The following is an 18,270-nucleotide window of genomic DNA, read 5'->3' on the forward strand; positions in this document are numbered from 1 at the left end:
CCGTCTCACGCACTGTATCCGGTCGCCCACGGGCCGGCCGGACGGGCGTCAAGGGCCCCGAAGGGCGGTGGGGCCCGCTATCCCCGGGTGAGCTCGAGCACGGTTGCCATGTCGCTGAAGGGGAGCAGTTTGTCGCCGATGATCTGATGGGGCTCGCTGCCCTTGCCGGCGATCAGGACGATGTCGTCCGGGCCTGCGGCGGAGAGAGCGAAGGCGACGGCCTGACGGCGGTCGGTGAACCGTTCGAACGGTGTGCCGGTCGCCGCGATGCCCGGGGCGATCTGGTCCAGGATGGCCTGGGGGTCTTCGCCTCGGGGGTTGTCCGAGGTGAGGACGCACAGGTCGGAGTGGGTTCCGGCGATCTGGCCCATGTCCGCCCGCTTGGTGGTGTCCCGGTCCCCGCCGCAGCCGAAGACGGTGATGACCTGGCCGCGTGCGAAGTCGCGGATGGTGGTCAGGACCTTGTCCAGGGAGTCCGGTGAGTGGGCGTAGTCCACGATCACCGACGTGCCGCCCGGCGTCTGGAAGCGCTCGAACCGACCCGGGATCGCCGGCATCCGGTCGAGGGCGGCGACCAGCCCGCCCAGATCGTGGCCCAGAAGGTGGCAGGCAGCCACCGTGGCCAGCGCGTTGGCCACCGAGAAGCGGCCCGGAATCGGGATCGCCGCCGGATACTTGCGGCCGTCGTGGTGCAGGATGAAACGCGTGCCGGAAGCGTCCACGGAGAGGTCGGTGGCCCGGTAGTCCGCCTCGGCGTCCAGGGCGTACGTGGTCACCGCGCCCGGCATCATCGCCTGGATCCCGGCGCCCACCGGGTCGTCGGCGTTGACCACGGCGCGCCTGCACAAGCCCTGGAACAGACGCAGTTTGGCGTCCCGGTAGTTCGCCATCGTCCCGTGATCGTCCAGGTGATCCTGAGTCAGGTTGGTGAACACGCCGACGTCGATGAACGTACGGTCCACCCGGTGTGTCAGCAGCGCCATGGACGTGGCTTCCAGCACCGCGCTGCCGACTCCGCGGTCGCGCATGCACCCCAGCAGGTACTGCAGGTCCGGCGACTCCGGCGTGGTCAGCACCGACCTCGGCATCGGGATCAGCTCGTCGCCGATCCGGCTGCCGGCGGTCCCGATGACCCCCACCTTCGCGCCCTCGGAGATCCGCAGGACCGACTCGACCATGTACGACACCGACGTCTTGCCGTTGGTACCGGTGATCGCCACCATGTCCATCTGCCGCCCCGGCTCACCGAAATAGCGGGAGGCGACGACCGCGGCCGCTGTCCGGGTGTCCGGCACCCGTACGACGCACACCTCCGGTGCCGACGCCCACACCGACGCCGCGGGTGCCGGCGTCGCGGCGTCGACGAGTACCGCCGCCGCGCCGCATGCGAGGGCAGGTGCCACCGAGTCGGGGCCGCCTTCACGGTGGCCGGGCACGGCGACGAACAGCGAACCCGGCGTCACGCGGTCGGCGTCGAAGGTGGTTCCCGCGGTGATCCACGTCCTCGCCGGGTCGCCCTGCAGAACGTCGTGCTCCTGCCCGGCCAGCAACTCGCTCAGCTTCACAGTGATCCCTTCGAAGGTGGCTCGGGCGTCGTGCGGCCGTCGCCAGGCGGCAGCCCCGGCGGTGCGCCGGAGCTGCGGTGGTGCCGTTGAGCGAGTGCGCAGGTGTCGCGGACGCGTCCGGTCAGAATCGGATGCGGCGGCTCAGGCCGGCAGCAGAAGTCCTGCCGTGTTGCCTGCGGTGTGGTTACAAGAACAGCGAGCCGAGCGAGGCCCCAGGGTCCCGCCCCGGTGAGGGCGCGGAGAGTCGCTAGCCGTGGCCGTGCAGCGCGATACGGCCGCTCTCAGCCGGACACAGCCGACAGACAGCCTGCGGCAGGCTCTCCCTCATGGCACGTGTGCGACTCATGTGCCGAGTGTACGTCCGCCTGAGCGGCCCGACGGCCACGCTCGGCGCACCACCGAGCGCAGCGGTGAAACGCAACAAAGCGGTGGGCGTCGTCAGTACGACGCCCACCGCTCGGTAGTCGGACTCAGCTGCACTTACGTCCGGTGTTGATGCACTGGACCGCCTTGTTCATCAGCTTCGCGTCGAAGACGTTGATGAAGTCACCGTGGTCGGTGACCGGCTTGTGCTCCTGCTCGGGGAAGCTGTCCAGCGAGAAGAACGGACGGGTCTTGCCGTTGTCCTTGATGCTGGGCGCGTCCACGTCGTACACCAGACGCTGCACCAGCTGCGGAATGGCCTTGAAGCCGGTCGGGCAGTTGCCGCTCGCGTCAGCGAAGGCCACGTGCGTACGGTGGTTGGCGCTGTCGATGTTCCTGCCGTCCCAGCAGCTCTGGAACTTGAAGGTACGCACCACGTCACTGCCTGACGGGCAGAGGGGGTACTTGTCCTTCAACTGCACCTTGTTCTCGAAGCCGGTGCAGCTCCAGGAGGCGTTGGCGTTGGCCGTGCCGTTGACGAACGCCTTGGCGTCACCGGTGATGATGCGCAGGAACCTGGGCATCGCCACCACCTTGCCGCGGGGGCTGCCCACGAAGTCCAAGGTGGCCTTCTTCGCCGTCAGAATCCGGCCCGTGTTGCCCTCGGCGCCGCCGCCCTGCTTGTCGGCGTCGAACTCCTTGGTGCCGTCCTGCAGGCGCAGCACCGGCCAGTAGTACGACGACTTGTCGCCCCTGTTCTGGCAGCTGGTCCCGGCCTTGGCGAAGTCCTGGTCGCTCGAGAACGCGTCGTTGTCCTGGTTGCCGACGTAATCGTGCACGTGGTGTGCGCCGTTGGTGACACCGGGCGCGACGATGACGTTGTCGCTGTTGTACAGCTTGTTGGCGTTCACCCCGCACTTGCTGACGAAGACACCCTTCGAAGCCTTCGCCGACCTGGCCGGCGTGCGCACGTTGGCCCTCACCTTGGTGATGTCCACGAAGTCGGCGGCGACGGGGCCGTTGCCGGTCCCTCCGGCATTGTTGTTGCCACCCTGGTTGCCGCCCTGACCGTCGGCGGGCTTGTTGCCGGTGGCGCGCAGCGTGCAGGCCGCCAATGCGTCGAGGCCCTGCGGCTTGGCTGCCACACGGCCGATGGCGATGGCGATCCGGTCGATCGTCGCCTTCCGCTTGTCCTTCAGCGGACCCACGATCGCGTTCTGGGCGAAGTTGGGGTCCTGCTGAATCGCCTTCTGGGAGGTGGAAAGGCGCTGGTATGCCTCGGATATCTGCTTGTCGAGGAGTGCCAGTTCCTTGTCGACCTGGGCCTTCGCCTTGGCGGGCACTGATGTCAACTGCTGGCCGACGTCGGGGCAGTCGATGGTGGAGGTACCGGCCGCGAGCGCCTGGTTCTGGGCAGTGCCCTTCGGCGCGCTGGTTTCGTCGGCCGAAGCGTAGATGTTGACCGCCACCAGTCCACCGGCCCCTATGGCCAGTGCGGCCGCCGCGCCTATCGCCCGGCGGGCAGTCGTCGATCTTCTTCGCGTGTTGCGTCTCATCAGGCCTCTCAAGGACATCGCCGGAGCCGGCAGGACTTCCGGCATGGGGGAAGCACGTCCTCAGATACGCATGTGAGCGCCGAATGCTCAGTGAATTCCCAGGTTTTTAGGATTCTCCATCCACAAAACAGTGCATGAGGGCCTAATCCGGGCCGGGGTGCCACCGCCGAACTCGAGTCGGCATGCTGAAGGCATGCGCACCCTCGGCGTCGATCTCTCCGCCAGCCCTCCCCGCACCGCCGCCGTCGTCATCGACTGGTCGGCGGGCCGGGCCACGGTCCGCACCCCGCTACTGGGGTGCACCGACGAGCAGTTGCTGAAGCTGCTCTCCGGTCTGGGGGAGGCGGACCAGGCCGGAGTGGACTGCCCCTTCGGGTGGCCCGCCGCCTTCGTCGCGGCCATGTCCTCCCATGCCGGACCCCGGCCCACGTGGCCGGGCCGCGACGCCGAGGGGGCCGATGATCTGCGGGCCATGCGTTACCGGCGTACCGATCTGGTGGTCGCACCCCATGCGCCGCGACTGCCGCTGTCGGTCTCCTTCGACAAACTGGGGGCCGTCGCGGCTCGCTGGGCACGTCTGCAGGCACTCCTGGAGCACCTCGGCCACCCCGTCGACCGCGTCGGAGCCGGCCCGGTGGCCGAGGTGTATCCGGCTGCCGCCCGCCACCAATGGGGTCTGACGCTCGGCTCCGTGGACGAGGTGCGGGCCGCGGCGCCCTGGCTGGACATCCCGGAGGAGGCACGGCGGCTGCTCGCCACCAGCCGTGACGCCTACGACGCCCTGATAGCCGCCCTCGTCGCCAGGGCGATCAAGGCGCGGCTCACCACATGGCCGACGGCCGACGAGGCCGAACTCGCCCGCACCGAGGGCTGGATCCACTTCCCGGGCCGTGACACGTTGCGACACCTTGCGGCACCCACCGACCTGCCTTCGGCCGGCTGAAGGACGGGGACGGGACGACGGATGACAGGGCCGGACGGGTCCGGAGCGGGGCCGGCCGGCCCGCCCAGACCGGTCAGCAGCAACGGCTCTGCGGGTGATCCTCACGGTGCCGGGCTCGCAGCGTCTCGTACTCGCGCGGTGTCGGTACCGGCTCGAGTGGGTGGTGACGCAGGTGCCGTTCGCAGTAGCGGTCGTACTCCGCCTCTCCCGTCAGCTCGCGCAGGTACCAGCGCACGGCCCGCGCCCATCGCCTGGCACTCATGACCGGGCTCCCGCCAGCGGTTCGGCGGACTGCTCCGGTATGTCGATGCGGGACTCGACGTACGGCGTCTCGGTCGTCGGCAGCGGGACGGGCGACCGTATGGCGCGCACGCACACCACGGCCGCGTTGACGATCACCACGGCGACCAGGACCATGAACAGGGCGATGAGGACGCCGTCGACCGTGGAGTTGGTGACCACCGTGTGCATGTCGTCCAGGGTCTTGGCGGGCGGCAGGACCTGACCGGCGTCGATGCCGTCGGCATAGCGTGCGCGCTGGGCGAAGAAGCCGACCCGGGGGTCGTCGGAGAAGATCTTCTGCCAGCCGGCGGTGAAGGTGATCGCGACCACCCAGGCCAGCGGGATCCCGGTGACCCAGGCCCAGCGCAGCCGACCGGACTTGACGAGGACGGTCGTGCAGACGGTGAGGGCGATGGCGGCGAGCAACTGGTTGGCGATGCCGAAGAGCGGGAAGAGCTGGTTGATTCCGCCGAGCGGGTCGGTGGCGCCGGTGTAGAGGAAGTAGCCCCAGGCGGCCACGACGAGTGCGCTGCACAGCCAGATGCCGGGCTTCCAGTTGACCCGGCCGATCGGCTTCCAGACGTTGCCGAGCATGTCCTGGAGCATGAAACGTCCGACCCGGGTGCCCGCGTCGACCGTCGTCAGGATGAACAGCGCCTCGAACATGATCGCGAAGTGGTACCAGAAGGCCTTCATCGCACTGCCGCCGAAGACCCCGGAGAAGATCTCCGACATGCCGACGGCGAGGGTCGGCGCTCCGCCCGAGCGGGCGATCAGGGTCTGCTCCTCCACCGCCTTGGCCGCCTGCGTCAGCTGGTCGGGGGTGATGCTGAAACCCAGGCCCGCCACCGCCTGAGAGGCCGACTCGGCCGTCGTACCGAGCAGTCCGGCGGGCGCGTTCATCGCGTAGTACAGGCCGGGTTCGAGGGTGGCCGCGGCGATCAGCGCCATGATCGCGACGAACGACTCCATCAGCATGGCGCCGTAGCCGATCATCCGGACCTGGGACTCCTTCTGGATCAGCTTCGGGGTGGTGCCCGAGGCGACCAGCGCGTGGAAGCCCGACAGCGCGCCGCACGCGATGGTGATGAAGAGGAAGGGGAAGAGGGCCCCGGCGAAGACCGGGCCGGCACCCGAGGAGGCGAAGTCGCTGACCGATTCGGCACGCAGCACGGGCGCGGCCACGACGACGCCGACCGCGAGAAGTGCGATGGTGCCGATCTTCATGAAGGTGGACAGGTAGTCGCGCGGCGCGAGCAGCATCCACACCGGCAGCACGGAGGCGACGAACCCGTATCCGACCAGACAGAAGACGAGCGTCGTCGGGCTGAGCGTGAAGGTGTCGGCCAGCGAGGACTCCTGGATCCAGCCGCCGCCGATGATGGCGAGAAGCAGCAGCGCCACACCGATCAGGCTGGTCTCGACGACCCTGCCCGGCCGGATGCGGTGCAGCCAGAAGCCCATGAACAGGGCGATGGGCACGGTCATGGCGACCGAGAACGTGCCCCACGGGGAGTGGGCGAGCGCGTTGACCACGACCAGGGCCAGCACACCGAGCAGAATGATCATGATGGCGAAGACGGCGATCAGGGCGGCGGCCCCGCCCGCCCGGCCGATCTCCTCACGGGCCATCTGCCCGAGCGACTTGCCGTCCCGCCGCATCGACAGGAACAGCACGACCATGTCCTGCACCGCCCCGGCGAAGATCACTCCGGCGACGATCCACAGCGTGCCGGGCAGATATCCCATCTGGGCGGCGAGTACCGGCCCCACCAGCGGCCCGGCGCCGGCAATCGCCGCGAAGTGATGGCCGAGCAGCACCCGCCGGTCGGTCGGCTGGAAGTCGACGCCGTCCTCGAGGCGTTCGGCGGGGGTGGCCCGCCGGTCGTCGGGCCTCAGCACACGCCGTGCGATGAAGCGGGAGTAGAAGCGGTAGGCGATGGCGTACGAGCCGAGGGCCGCCAGCACCAGCCAGACCGCGGAGATCTCCTCGCCCCTGGCCAGCGCGAGGACACCCCAGCCGAGCGCGCCGAGCAGGGCCACGGCGGTCCACAGCAGCATCGACCGCGGTGTCATCCGGGAACGTGCGGCGGGTGGCCCCTCGGGCCCTTCTGGCGCCGGAAGACCGGATTCGGGCATGACGGACGTGGGCATGGCGGCTCCTCACCTCGACGGTGATGGTGTGGTGGGACGGATGCGTACGGATGCGTACGAATCGGCGGTGCGGACGGAATGCGTACGGAAGGCGTACGGACTAGGGGTCGTGGCGGTCGTGCCTGCTCAGCGCATACGCGGCCAGCAGACACAGACCGCAGCCGGGCACCCAGGCGAGCTGGTACCAGTAGAAGAACGGCGTCCCGGCGAGCCGCGGGCTCTCACCGGCGTACCAGGGGACCCACAGCAGTCCCGCCGCGGGCGCGAGGAGCAGTACGGCGATCGCGACGCGCCGTAGCCGGTGCTGACCTGTGGGTGCCATGACCGGTGCTCCTCTCCCGCTCGCTGTCGGTCTGTGCAAGAGTTGCCCACCCGCCGGAAGTGGTTGACAGCGAATGTCCAGAAGATTTCCCGCCGGTTCTCCGTCATCCGAACGAGCCGTCCGCGCAACTAACCGGTGAAGGCACAGGCACACCAAGGACGGTGACCCATGGCGGATGGCGCCATGACGGCGACATTTCTCGCCGTGACAGGCGGAGCGTCGCTGCTCGCCGTCACCGCACGCCGGCTGCGCCCCACCGACCGGCTGCCGTCCCTGGAGGGGTGGGCGCTGGCCGACCGGAGCCTGGGCCCGGTGTGGACCTGGCTGCTGCTGGGCGGCACGATCTTCACCGCGTACACCTTCACGGCCGTCCCCGGACTGGCGTACGGGAACGGTGCGCCCGCCTTCTTCGCCGTCCCGTACACGGTGATCGTCTGTCCGCTCGCCTTCGTCCTGCTGACACGCTTGTGGGCGGTGGCCCGGCGCCACGGCTATGTGACCGCCGGTGACTTCGTACGCGGACGGTACGGTTCGCCGCCACTGGCCCTGGTCGTCGCGCTCACCGGAATCCTCGCGACGATGCCGTACCTGGCGCTTCAGCTGCTGGGCATCCGCGCGGTGCTCACCGCCGGGGGCGTCTATCCGCGGGGTGCGGCCGGCGACCTGGTGATGGTGGCGCTCTTCGCGGGCCTCGCGGTGGCGACGTACCGGCACGGGCTGCGCGCCCCCACGGTGATCTCCGCGCTCAAGGCGGTGGCCGTCTTCGTCTCGCTCACCGCGGTCTGCTGGCTGGTCCTCGAACGGCTCGGCGGCCCCGGCCCGCTCTTCGACCAGGCGGCACGACGGCTCGGCGGCACGGACGCGGCGCACTCCGCGCTGCTCCTTTCCCCCGAGCAGCAGCCCGCCTACGCCACGCTCGCCCTCGGCTCCGCGCTGGCCCTGCTGATGTACCCGCACGTGCTGACCGCGGGCTTCGCCGCCGACAGCCCCCGCACCCTGCGCAAGGTCGCCGTGGCCCTGCCCGCCTGGACCGGCCTGCTCGCACTCTTCGGCTTCCTCGGCATCGCGGCCCTCGCGGCGGGGGTACGGGCCCCGGACGGAGGTGCCGAGGCGGCCGTGCCGATGCTGGTCGACCGGTTGATGCCCGGACCGCTGGCCGGGCTGGTGTTCGGCGCGATCACCGTGGGGGCGCTCGTCCCGGCCGCCGTGATGTCGATCGCGGCCGCCACCTGCTTCGTACGCAATGTGTACGTCGAGTACGTCCAGCCGACCGCCACCCCCAAACGGCAGGTGCGCATCGCGAAAGCGGTGTCGCTCACCGCGAAGGTGGGGGCGGTCGCGTTCGTGTTCGGGCTGCGCGACCAGGACGCGATCAACCTCCAACTCCTCGGCGGCGTATGGATTCTGCAGATCTTCCCCGCGGTGGCCGTCGGGCTGTTCACGAGTCGGCTGCATCCGCGGGCGCTGCTGGCCGGATGGGCCGTGGGCATGGCGGCCGGCACGTTCCTGGTGGTGCGCGAGGGGTTCTCGTCCATCGTGGACCTCGGTTCCGGCAGCCGATCGCTGGAGATCTACGCCGGGCTCGCGGCCCTGGTGCTCAATCTGGCCGTCGCCCTGATCGGCACCGCGGCCCTCGAACGGCTCGGCGTGCCGCGCGGCGCCGACGTCACCGACCTACCGCCCCGCCTGACCGTCAGGCGCCACCCCGAGACGGGAGCTCCCAACCCGTGAGACGCAGACAGCACACCCGCATGACGGTGACGCAGGCTGCTCCCGCCGCCGTCCCCGAGCCACGCGTCCCACTCGCCGGGGCGCCCGAAGAAGCGCCCCTCACTCCTACGGTCGGCGATCCGGCCGACCTGGAACGGGAGGCCGCCCTGGCCCGGCTCTTCGAGGTGCACTACGCCTCGATGCTGCGCCTGGCCGTGCTGCTCGGAGCCGACGACCCGGAGAACGTCGTGGCCGAGGCCTACTACCAGATCTACCGGAAGTGGCGCCGACTGCGGGACGCCGCGGCGGCGGAGGCGTATCTGCGCTCCACGGTGTGCAATCTGACCCGGATGCGGATACGGCACCTGCAAGTCGCGCGCAAGCACGTCGAGAACCCGCCGAGCGACGTCGTGGCCTCCGCCGAGAGCACCGCCCTGCTCCACGACGACCAGCGCGTACTGATCGACGCGCTTCAGCAACTGCCCGCGCGGCAGCGCGAGGCGCTCGTCCTGCGCCACTGGCTCGGCCTGAAGGAGAGCGAGATAGCCGCCGCGATGGGCATCTCCTGCGGATCGGTCAAGACGCACACCGCACGCGGCATCGCCGCCCTGACCCAGGCGATGGAGGCCCGGCGATGAACGACACCTCTCCGGACCGCACGGAACAAGAGCTGCGCGAAGCCCTGGAGGCGCTGGCCGGTGGGGTACGGGCCGCGCCCGACGCGTACCGGACGGCTCGCGGTGACTGGGTGCGCCGGGAGCGGCGTCGACGGGTCGTCCTCGCCGTGCTGATCGCGGTCGTCTTCACGCTCGCCACGCTGATCGGCCTGTGGGTCCTCAACCAGGCTCCCTCCGAACCCGGAGTCATCTTCTCGGGCCTCGGGAATCCGGCTGCTTCCGGTGGGATCGTCAGCACACCCACTTGACCGGTCGTTGCGGACCACGTACGGGATCTTGAGGCCACGAGCAGCCCATGGCAGGCTCGTGCCGCATGATCGATGAATTCGCGAAGGACAACCTGCACCAGAGACTGCGGCGGGACCGAAACGCGCTGCTCTGGAAACTCGACGGCTTGTCCGAATACGACGCCCGCCGGCCTTTGACAGCGACCGGGACCAACCTCCTCGGCCTGGTCAAGCACGTGGCCACCGTCGAGGCCAGGTACTTCGGCGAGGTCTTCGACCGCCCTTCGCCGGAACCGCTGCCTCGGTGGCAGGACTCCGACGGCAGCGATCTGTGGGCGACCGAGGACGAGACCCGCGAGCAGATCATCGGCTTCTACCGGCGCACGTGGGAACACTCGGACGCGACGATCAACGAGCTTCCCCTCGACGCCCCCGGCCACGTGCCGTGGTGGCCGGAGCCTTACACCACCACGAACCTGTTCGCCGTCGTGGTCCACGTCCTCGGCGAGTCCATCCGGCATGCCGGGCACGCCGACATCCTGCGCGAGAGCGTCGACGGCCGGACCGGGTTGCGCGCCGAGAACGAGCAGCAGATCGACGAGGAAGCCCGTGCGGCCCACTGCGCGAAGATCGAGCAGGCCGCCAGGTCGGCCGCACCGATCAAGGCTTAGCGGTGGCTTACTGAGCCTGATGCCGTTGTCATGACCCCTGAGGGCGTAGGGCGCGCCCACAGCTGGGAGGGCTGAGACGGATGGGAACCCTCGATGGAAAGACCGCGCTGATCACCGGCGCGGGTACCGGCATCGGCCGGGAAACGGCGCTGTCGCTGGCGGGGGAGGGGGCGCGGGTGGTCCTCGTCGGACGCAGGCAGCACATCCTCGACGAGGTCGCCGCAGTGATCGAGAAGGCCGGCGGCACGGCCTTCACCCACTCCACGCACGTCGAGAACGCCGACGAGGTCCGCGAACTCGTCGCCTGGACACGGGAGGTGGCCGGACCCGTCGACATCCTCGTCAACAACGCGGGCGGCGCGAGCAAGGTCCTGGACGTCCGCTGGATCAGCGAGGAGGAGTGGAACCACGTCATGGGTGTCAACCTCACCGCCGTATACCTGCTCACCCAGGCCGTGCTCCCGGACATGCTGGAGCGCGGCGGGGGCTCGATCATCACGATGTCCTCGCTCGCCGCGGTGCGGCCCACCCTCCTCGGCGGGGCACCGTACGGCGCGGCCAAGGCGGGCGTGCGCAACTTCATGACCTATCTGCACAACACCTTCCGCAACGACCTCATCCGCGCCACCTGCATCCTGCCCGGCGAGGTGAACACACCGATCCTGGACAGCCGCGCCGCCCCGCCGAGCGAGGAGAAGCGGGCGGCCATGGTGCAGCCGGAGGACGTGGCGCGAGCCGTGCTGCTGTGCGCCTCGCTCCCGCAGCGGACGGTCGTCGAGGAACTGGTGATCGCGCCCACGCTGCAGCGGGACACGTCCGCCGACATCGAGATCAGCCGCTGGATCGGCGCCCCCGAGGAGGCCCGCCGATGAATTGAGTGCCTATCCGAGCCACGCCTTGACCTTGTCGGGGTTCGCGTCCACCCACTTCTTCGCCGCCGCCTCCGGCGTCATCTTGTCCAGCGCTATGGATTTCGCCACCGTGTTCTGGTCGTCGTTGGTCCACTTGAAGTTCTTCACCAGGTCGTAGGCGGGGCTGCCGGACTCGGAGAACTTCGTGCTGACGATCTTGTCGAGGTCGAACACGGGATAGTCGCAGGCGACCTTCGCCGGATCGGCGTCACAGCCCTCCGTGTGCTTGGGCAGCTCGACGTGGACCAGCGGGACCTCCGAGAAGAACCACTGGGGCTCGTAGAAGTAGCCGATCACCCATTTCTTGTTCTTCTCGGCGTCCCGGAAGGCCTGGATGAGCGCGGTCTCGCTGCCCGCGTACACCACCTTGAAGTCCAGCTTCAGGTTCTTGACCAGGGCCTCGTCGTTGGTCTGGTACGACGGGTCGCCGTCGAGGAGCTGGCCCTTGCCGCCCGACTCGGAGGTCTTGAAGTTGGCGGCGTACTTGTTGAGGTTCTTCCAGTCGGTGATGTCCGGGTACTTCTTCACGATCCACGGCGGGAGGTACCAGCCGATGATGCCCTTGTTGCCGGTCGAGCCGAGATCGACGGCGGTCTTCTGCTGGGTGATGTACTTCTTCTTCAGGTCCTCGTGGCCCCAGTTCTCCAGGATGGCGTCGACCTCGCCCGTCTCGAACCCCTGCCAGCCGATCTCCGCCTTCAGGTCCTTCTTCTCCACCGTGCAGCCGAGTTCCTTTTCGGCGATGTACGCGATGACCGCCGCGTCCGCCTCGTAGCCCACCCACGGGTTGACCGCGAGGTTGAACGTGCCGCACTTGCCCGAGCTGTCGGAAGCCGAGGAGCTGTCGCCGCCGACCTTCGCCCCGCCGCACGCGGTGAGGGTCAGGCCGAGAACGGCCAGGCCGGCTGTACCGGCTCTCCAGTGTCTTGTCATGGTGTCTTGCTCCTTACGCGTCCGCGCGTTGCGGTGAGGGCTGAGGGCTGAGTGAGGGAATCGAGTCGAAGTCCAGGGCGCACAGCGACTCACTGGGCCCCCATGACGCGCCGGTGCAGCCCACCGTCGAAGTCCGACGGTTCGCCGGCCGCGGCGGGGGCCAGGTCGATGCGCACGGTGTGCACGGCGCCCGTGAACTCGTTGTCGAGGACGGGATAGGCGTCGGTCACCGGCGTACTGAGGTCCACTCCCACGTCGAGCGTCTCGTCGAAGGAGAAGTAGTACGGGATGGTCCGCTCGACGCGTCCGGTCGCCCGCCGTTCGCCGTCCACCAGGAGCGCGGCGGTCCCGCCCTTGCCGAGTCCGCCGCCGTCGTAGTCGAAGGCGAGCCGTACCTCGTGCCGTCCCGGTGTCAGCGGTTGGTCGACGCGCACGGTGTACAGGCTCATTCCGAAGTAGTTGTAGACGTACGCCGGCCTGCCCCCGGTGACGTACAGGGACCAGCCGCCGAACCGGCCGCCCTGCGCGATGAGCACGCCCTCGGCCGTCGCGTCGGGCACGTCGATGTCCGCGGTGATGCTGTGCGAGCGGTTCTTGATGTTGGGTGTGGTCTCCTCCGTGAACCGTCGCATGCCGCCGCGGTAGGTCACGGACGTGCGGTCACCGAGCAGGTCGATGCGCCCGGCCACGGCGGGGTTCTCCCGCTCGGTGACCCGGTCGTCCAGCGGGAAGACCTGGTACTTGGCTGCTTCGATCAGGAACAGGTCCTGCAACTGGCGCAGCTTCTCGGGGTGTTCGGAGGCGAGGTCGTGCGCCTGGCTCCAGTCCTTGTCCAGGTCGTAGAGCTCCCAGACGTCGTCGGAGAACCTCCGGTTCTTGTCTCCCACCATCTCCCAGGGGATGCCGTGCCGGGTGACCGCCATCCAGCCCTCGTGGTAGATGCCGCGGTTGCCGCACATCTCGAAGTACTGGGTGTGGTGGAACTCGGGCGCCCGCGGATCGGCGAGCGTGCGCCACATGCTCGTCCCCTCCAGGGGCTGCTGGGTCACCCCGTCGACGCTGAAGGGTGCCGGGATCCCCGCACAGTCCAGGATCGTCGGCAGTACGTCGATCACGTGCGAGAACTGGTGACGCAGGCCGCCGCCCTCGGGCACCCCTCGGGGCCAGTGCAGGATCATGCCGTCCCGGGTGCCGCCGAAGTGCGAGGCCACCTGCTTGGTCCACTGGTAGGGGGTGTTGAGGGCCAGCGCCCAGCCCGCCGGGGCGATCGGGTAGCTGTACGGTCCGCCGATCTCGTCGAGGTGATCGATCATCTCGTCGGGGTCGTCCACGATGCCGTGCCCGAGCCGGTGTTCGACGATCGTCCCCTCGATGCCGCCCTCGCCGGAGGCGCCGTTGTCGCCGAGGATGTAGAGGATCAGGGTGTTGTCCAGCTCGCCCAGTTCCTCCAGCGCGTCGAGGAATCTGCCGACCTGCACATCGGCGTGTTCGGTGAACCCGGCGAAGGTCTCCATGAATCTGGCCGACAATTGGCGCTGGTTGTCGGTGAGTTCGTTCCAGTGGGGAACGCCCTCGGCCCAGGGGGCGAGTTCCGTCTCCGGGGGTACGACGCCGAGTTCCTTCTGCCGCTCCAGGGTCGCCTCGCGCTGGCGGTCCCAGCCGTGGTCGAAGCGTCCGCGGTACTTCTCCTGCCACTCCCGGCCGACGTGCAGGGGCGCGTGCGCGGCACCGAGGGCGAGGTAGGTGAAGAAGGGGCGGCCCGGGGTGAGGGTGCGCTGGGTGCGGACCCAGTCGATGGCGTGGTCGACCAGGTCCTCGGAGAGGTGGTAGCCGTCCTCGGGCCGGCGGTCCGGCTCGACGGGGGTGGTGCCCTGGTACAGGAGTGGGTACCAGTGGTTCATCTCGGCGCCCATGAACCCGTAGAAGGTGTCGAAGCCTTCGCCTGTCGGCCAGCGGTCGAAGGGCCCGACCGCGCTGATCTCCCGCGGCGGAGTCTGGTGCCATTTGCCGAAGGCGGCCGTGCTGTAGCCGTTGCCCTGGAGGATCTGGGCCATGGTGGCGGCGCTGCGCGGCCGGAATCCGTTGTAGCCGGGGGCCGCTGTGGTCATCTCGGTGGTGCCGCCCATGCCGACCGAGTGGTGGTTGCGTCCGGTCAGCAGGGCCTGCCGGGTCGGTGAGCACAGGGCCGTCACATGGAAGCGGGTGTAGCGCAGCCCCTCTTCGGCGAGCCGGTCCGCGGCGGGCATCTCGCAGGGCCCGCCGAAAGCGCTGGAAGTGCCGAATCCCAGGTCGTCGACCAGCACGATCACCACGTTCGGGGCGCCCGGGGGAGGGGGGACCGGGCCGATCGGGGTGAAGGGGGACTTCTGGTCGTGGACGTCCATCGCGGTGGTGAGCGGTCGGCGGGTGTCGGGCCGCGGGAGTACGTGCCGTCCGGCGTCGAACTCAGTCATGTATTTCTCCGATGCCATGCCCGGCGGGGAAATGTCACACGTTCTTCGCGCGGCCGAATTGTCGGCGCAATAAAACGGGCTTGAGGGCCGGTCCGGGAATCTCGCCGACTGTCGTGGAGCAAAAGTGACAGTCACTGGGACAGCGGTCAACCAGCCGACTTGAATACCCCTGAACCGGTTTTGAATGGGGCCGGTAGACAACTTCTATACCGGCAGTGGGTTTCAGTCCTCGGCGAGCGCGGCTGCCAGGTCGACGAAAGCCTGGGCGGCGGGGGACAGCGGGCCCGACCGCCAGACCAGCCGGCCGTGGCGCACCAGCCGTGGCCGGTTGGACAGCATCCGGGCCCCGCGCAGCGCGGCGTCCCGGGCCATGGAGCCAGGCAGGAGCGATGCGCCGACGCCCGAGAGGATCAACGGCACGATCATCGCGCGGTGCGCGGTCTCCACCACGATCCGCGGCGTGACGCCCAGCGCGGTGCATACGTCGTCCACCGCCGCCCGGGTCTCGGTGTCCGGCGGGGTCACGATCAGGTCCAGTGCGGCCAGTTCGCGCGAGGTGATGGTGTCGCCCGGCGGATGCGGGTGGTCCGGGGGCAGCACGACGTGCATCTCCTGCTCGGGCAGGTCCATCCCGCGCAGGTCCGCCGTGGGCACCGAGGCGTCCACCAGACCCAGTTCGCACTGACCGGCGGCGACCATGTGGGCCACGGCAGGGCCCTGCTCCGGGTCGACCACGCGCACGGAGACCTTCGGGTGCGCGCGATGGAAACGCCCCAGCATGCCGGCTAGTGGATCGACCGAAAGGGTCGTCTGGGAGACGATGTCGAGCCGGCCGCCGCTGAGCCCGAGGACTTCGCGGACCAGAGAACCGGCCGTGGTGAGATCGCGCAGCACCTGCCGGGCCGGCTGGACGAGCGCTTCGCCCGCCGCGGTGAGTACGACGCCGTGCGGGAGGCGGTGAAAGAGTTTTCCACCGAATTCGCGCTCCAGAGTGCGGATCGCATGGGAAAGCGAGGGCTGCGCTACGTGGAGGGCAATGGCCGCGGCTGTGAATCCGCCGTGCTCGACCACGGCGATGAAGTATTCCAGCTGGCGTCGTTCCATCGGGTCTCCGTAAATTCCGGGCAACGCTATCACCGGTCGGCGGGCCGTCGTGCGGCGACGGTTTCGTCCGTCCGTCAGGATCCCGGGTCCTTGACCCCCAGGTGACCCGCGGGGCAAGGGCGCCCCCGTCAGCCTGGAGACGATCATCGTGCCCGACCCCGGTCCGGGGGAGGCGCTGGTGAAGATCGAGGCTTGCGGGGTGATGGCGGGCATCGACGCCGCGATCAACACTGGCAATGTCGGTCGCGGGGACACCGTGGCGGTCATCGGCTGTGGCGGCGTCGGGGACGCGGCGGTCGGCGGGGCGAACCTGGCGGGCGCGGTGAAGATCATCGCCGTCGACATGAACGACCGGAAACTGGCCACGGCCAGGAAGCTGGGGGCGACCCACACGGTCAACTCCAAGGAGGCCGACCCCACCGAGGCGATCCGCGAGCTGACCGGCGGCTTCGGTGCCGACGCCCGCGATCTCGCCGGCACGGTCCTCGTCGGTGTCCCCACTCCGGAGATGAAGCTCGAACTGCCCCTGCTGGACGCCTTCGTCACGGAGACCATCGCCCTGGACGAGGTCGAGAAGGCCTTCGGACTGATGCACGGCGGCGACGTCCTGCGCTCGGTGGTGGTCTTCTGACGGACGTCGGCTCGGGACCTCTGACCGTCCGGCGGACGTTCGGCAGTCCCTGACATCGTTCTCTATCGCGCACACAGTTGCGCAACAAGCAACCATCGCTGGCGCATATCCGCCGCCCTGGAATCCCTTGACAAGGATTCCGGGCCGACCTCAGACTGACGTTGCGCTTACCGCAATCCGTTTCGTTATACGCACCGAGGTGTCATGATGATTCCCGCGTGCCGTCTCGCGGATCTTCCGCGAGGTGAGGCCTTCCGGCTCGACATCGATCCGCCGGTCTCGGTGTTCCACACCGACGACGGTGAGGTCTTCGCCATCGACGACACCTGCACCCACCAGGACGCCTCGCTCGCCGACGGCTGGCTGGAGGGCTGTGAGGTGGAATGTCCGCTGCACTCCTCGAAGTTCGACCTGCGCACCGGCGCCGTCGACGCCCCGCCGGCCAAGCTCCCGGTCCGCACGCACGAGGTCATGGTCGAGGACGGCGTGATCTATGTCCGGGTCTCCACCGACGCCCCCAACCTGCCGCCCTGCGTCGCGGCCCGGCTCGCCGCCGGTCCCGCGTGAGAACCGTGGCCGTGGTCGGCGCCTCGCTGGCCGGACTGTCGGCGGCGCGCTCGCTGCGGAAGCAGGGCTACGACGGGCGGCTGGTCGTCATCGGTGACGAGACCCATCGCCCGTACGACCGTCCGCCGCTGTCCAAGGAGTTCCTGGCCGGCGCCCTCGGCGAGGCGGATCTGGCGCTGGAGGCGGACGGGGAGGACCTGCGGGCCGAGTGGCTGCTCGGCACCCGCGCCACCGCGCTCGACCGCGCCGAGCGTGCCGTCCGGCTCGCCGACGGACGGGAGGTCCGCGCCGACGGCGTCGTCATCGCGACCGGCGCCGCCGCGCGCACCCTGCCCGGCAGTGAAGGTCTGGCCGGAGTGCACGCCCTGCGCACCCTGGACGACGCCCGCGCCCTGCGCGACGAACTCGCCCTGGGCGGAAGGCTGGTGGTGATCGGCGGCGGCTTCATCGGCGCCGAAGTCGCCTCCACCGCGTACGCCCTCGGCGTCGACGTGACGGTCGTCGAGCTGGCACCGACACCGCTCGCCGGACCTCTCGGCGAGACCATGGGCGGGGTCGTCTCCGCCCTCCATGCGGACCACGGCGTACGGCTGTTGTGCGGCGTGGGTGTCAAGGGGCTGAGCGGAGAGACCCGTGTCGACGCCGTCCTGCTCGAGGACGGCCGGTCCATCCCCGCCGACATCGTCGTGGTCGGGGTGGGGGCGCGTCCGTGCGTCGAGTGGCTGGAAGGATCCGGCGTCGAACTCGACAACGGCGTCAAGTGCGGCGCCGACGGCCGCACCAGCCTGGCCGGGGTGGTCGCGGTCGGCGACTGCGCCAACTGGTACGACCCCCGCCTGGGCACCCACCGCCGGGTCGAGCACTGGACCGGCGCGCGGGAACGCCCCGACGCGGCGGTTGCCGCGCTGCTAGCGGGTGGCGAGCTGGAACCGGCCGTGCCCAGGCCGCCGTACTTCTGGTCGGACCAGTACGGGGTGAAGATCCAGTTCGCCGGTCATGCGGGGGTCTCCGACAGTGTGACGGTGGAGGTGGGCGCCGTGGACGACCGGAACGTTCTGGCCGTCTACCGGCGGGGCGGAGTGCCGGTCGCCGTGCTCGGTATGAATCAGCCGCGGCTGTTCATGCGCTGGCGCAAGCAGCTGAGCGCGGCTTGATGGGTTGTTGTGATTCCGCGGCGCCATCGTGGCTGGTCGCGCAGTTC

At 69.4% G+C, this 18,270-nt stretch carries 17 protein-coding genes; 9 read left to right on the forward strand and 8 right to left on the reverse strand.

The genetic code is table 11. The annotated features are described in order from the left end of the window. Positions 1-77: 77 nt before the first annotated feature. A complete protein-coding gene (locus KCH48_RS00645; protein WP_210569272.1) occupies positions 78-1,565 on the reverse strand; it encodes a UDP-N-acetylmuramoyl-L-alanyl-D-glutamate--2,6-diaminopimelate ligase in 1,488 nt (495 codons plus the stop codon). Between the two features lie 470 nt (positions 1,566-2,035). Beyond that, complete coding sequence (locus tag KCH48_RS00650; RefSeq protein WP_210569274.1) at positions 2,036-3,484, reverse strand: DUF1996 domain-containing protein; 1,449 nt, start codon at positions 3,482-3,484, stop codon at positions 2,036-2,038. A 193-nt stretch (positions 3,485-3,677) separates the two neighbouring features. Here KCH48_RS00650 and KCH48_RS00655 point away from each other — a divergent pair, with 193 nt between their 5' ends. Continuing rightward, a complete protein-coding gene (locus KCH48_RS00655) occupies positions 3,678-4,427 on the forward strand; it encodes a DUF429 domain-containing protein (RefSeq protein WP_210569276.1) in 750 nt (249 codons plus the stop codon). A gap of 73 nt (positions 4,428-4,500) precedes the next feature. On the opposite strand, the gene KCH48_RS00660 is transcribed toward KCH48_RS00655, so the two are convergent. The 3 genes from KCH48_RS00660 to KCH48_RS00670 form a co-directional block, all read right to left on the reverse strand. Next, positions 4,501-4,689 (reverse strand): YbdD/YjiX family protein, encoded by a 189-nt coding sequence (locus KCH48_RS00660; RefSeq protein WP_210569279.1) that lies wholly within the window; start codon positions 4,687-4,689, stop codon positions 4,501-4,503. Next, complete coding sequence (locus tag KCH48_RS00665; RefSeq protein ID WP_282615089.1) at positions 4,686-6,863, reverse strand: carbon starvation CstA family protein; 2,178 nt, start codon at positions 6,861-6,863, stop codon at positions 4,686-4,688. Before KCH48_RS00665 ends, KCH48_RS00660 begins: the two co-directional genes overlap by 4 nt. Positions 6,864-6,963: 100 nt before the next feature. Then, positions 6,964-7,185 (reverse strand): DUF3311 domain-containing protein, encoded by a 222-nt coding sequence (locus KCH48_RS00670; protein ID WP_210569280.1) that lies wholly within the window; start codon positions 7,183-7,185, stop codon positions 6,964-6,966. Positions 7,186-7,353: 168 nt separating this feature from the next. On the opposite strand from KCH48_RS00670, the gene KCH48_RS00675 reads away from it, so the two are divergent. From KCH48_RS00675 to KCH48_RS00695, 5 genes are all read left to right on the forward strand, one after another. Beyond that, a complete protein-coding gene (locus KCH48_RS00675) occupies positions 7,354-8,916 on the forward strand; it encodes a sodium:solute symporter (protein WP_210569281.1) in 1,563 nt (520 codons plus the stop codon). Continuing rightward, positions 8,913-9,533 (forward strand): sigma-70 family RNA polymerase sigma factor, encoded by a 621-nt coding sequence (locus tag KCH48_RS00680; RefSeq protein ID WP_210569282.1) that lies wholly within the window; start codon positions 8,913-8,915, stop codon positions 9,531-9,533. Before KCH48_RS00675 ends, KCH48_RS00680 begins: the two co-directional genes overlap by 4 nt. Next, on the forward strand, positions 9,530-9,820 hold the full coding sequence (locus KCH48_RS00685; RefSeq protein WP_210569283.1) for a hypothetical protein: 291 nt from the start codon (positions 9,530-9,532) through the stop codon (positions 9,818-9,820). The genes KCH48_RS00680 and KCH48_RS00685 overlap by 4 nt, the downstream gene beginning before the upstream one ends. A 65-nt stretch (positions 9,821-9,885) precedes the next feature. After that, complete coding sequence (locus KCH48_RS00690; protein WP_210569284.1) at positions 9,886-10,470, forward strand: DinB family protein; 585 nt, start codon at positions 9,886-9,888, stop codon at positions 10,468-10,470. Positions 10,471-10,550: 80 nt separating this feature from the next. Further along, positions 10,551-11,342 carry an SDR family NAD(P)-dependent oxidoreductase gene (locus KCH48_RS00695; protein ID WP_210569285.1) on the forward strand — a complete coding sequence of 264 codons (792 nt, stop codon included), beginning with the start codon at positions 10,551-10,553 and terminating at the stop codon, positions 11,340-11,342. 9 nt (positions 11,343-11,351) lie between these two features. Here the strand turns inward: KCH48_RS00695 and KCH48_RS00700 are convergent, their stop codons facing one another. The 3 genes from KCH48_RS00700 to KCH48_RS00710 all read right to left on the reverse strand — a co-directional run bounded on the left by KCH48_RS00700 (position 11,352) and on the right by KCH48_RS00710 (position 15,871). Next, positions 11,352-12,314 (reverse strand): ABC transporter substrate-binding protein, encoded by a 963-nt coding sequence (locus KCH48_RS00700; protein WP_210569286.1) that lies wholly within the window; start codon positions 12,312-12,314, stop codon positions 11,352-11,354. A gap of 89 nt (positions 12,315-12,403) precedes the next feature. Then, positions 12,404-14,767 (reverse strand): arylsulfatase, encoded by a 2,364-nt coding sequence (locus tag KCH48_RS00705; RefSeq protein ID WP_210569287.1) that lies wholly within the window; start codon positions 14,765-14,767, stop codon positions 12,404-12,406. 222 nt (positions 14,768-14,989) lie between these two features. Further along, a complete protein-coding gene (locus tag KCH48_RS00710) occupies positions 14,990-15,871 on the reverse strand; it encodes a LysR family transcriptional regulator (protein ID WP_210569289.1) in 882 nt (293 codons plus the stop codon). A 148-nt stretch (positions 15,872-16,019) separates the two neighbouring features. On the opposite strand from KCH48_RS00710, the gene KCH48_RS00715 reads away from it, so the two are divergent. From KCH48_RS00715 to KCH48_RS00725, 3 genes are all read left to right on the forward strand, one after another. Next, a complete protein-coding gene (locus KCH48_RS00715) occupies positions 16,020-16,502 on the forward strand; it encodes a zinc-binding dehydrogenase (protein WP_307840761.1) in 483 nt (160 codons plus the stop codon). Between the two features lie 204 nt (positions 16,503-16,706). After that, entirely contained in the window at positions 16,707-17,069 is a 363-nt protein-coding gene (locus tag KCH48_RS00720) for a bifunctional 3-phenylpropionate/cinnamic acid dioxygenase ferredoxin subunit (RefSeq protein WP_210569291.1), read from the forward strand. Beyond that, positions 17,066-18,223 carry an NAD(P)/FAD-dependent oxidoreductase gene (locus KCH48_RS00725; protein ID WP_210569293.1) on the forward strand — a complete coding sequence of 386 codons (1,158 nt, stop codon included), beginning with the start codon at positions 17,066-17,068 and terminating at the stop codon, positions 18,221-18,223. Before KCH48_RS00720 ends, KCH48_RS00725 begins: the two co-directional genes overlap by 4 nt. The last annotated feature ends 47 nt before the right edge of the window (positions 18,224-18,270 follow it).

Origin of the sequence: Streptomyces sp. GESEQ-4 (genome assembly GCF_017948455.1) — a bacterium.
Taxonomy (GTDB): domain Bacteria; phylum Actinomycetota; class Actinomycetes; order Streptomycetales; family Streptomycetaceae; genus Streptomyces.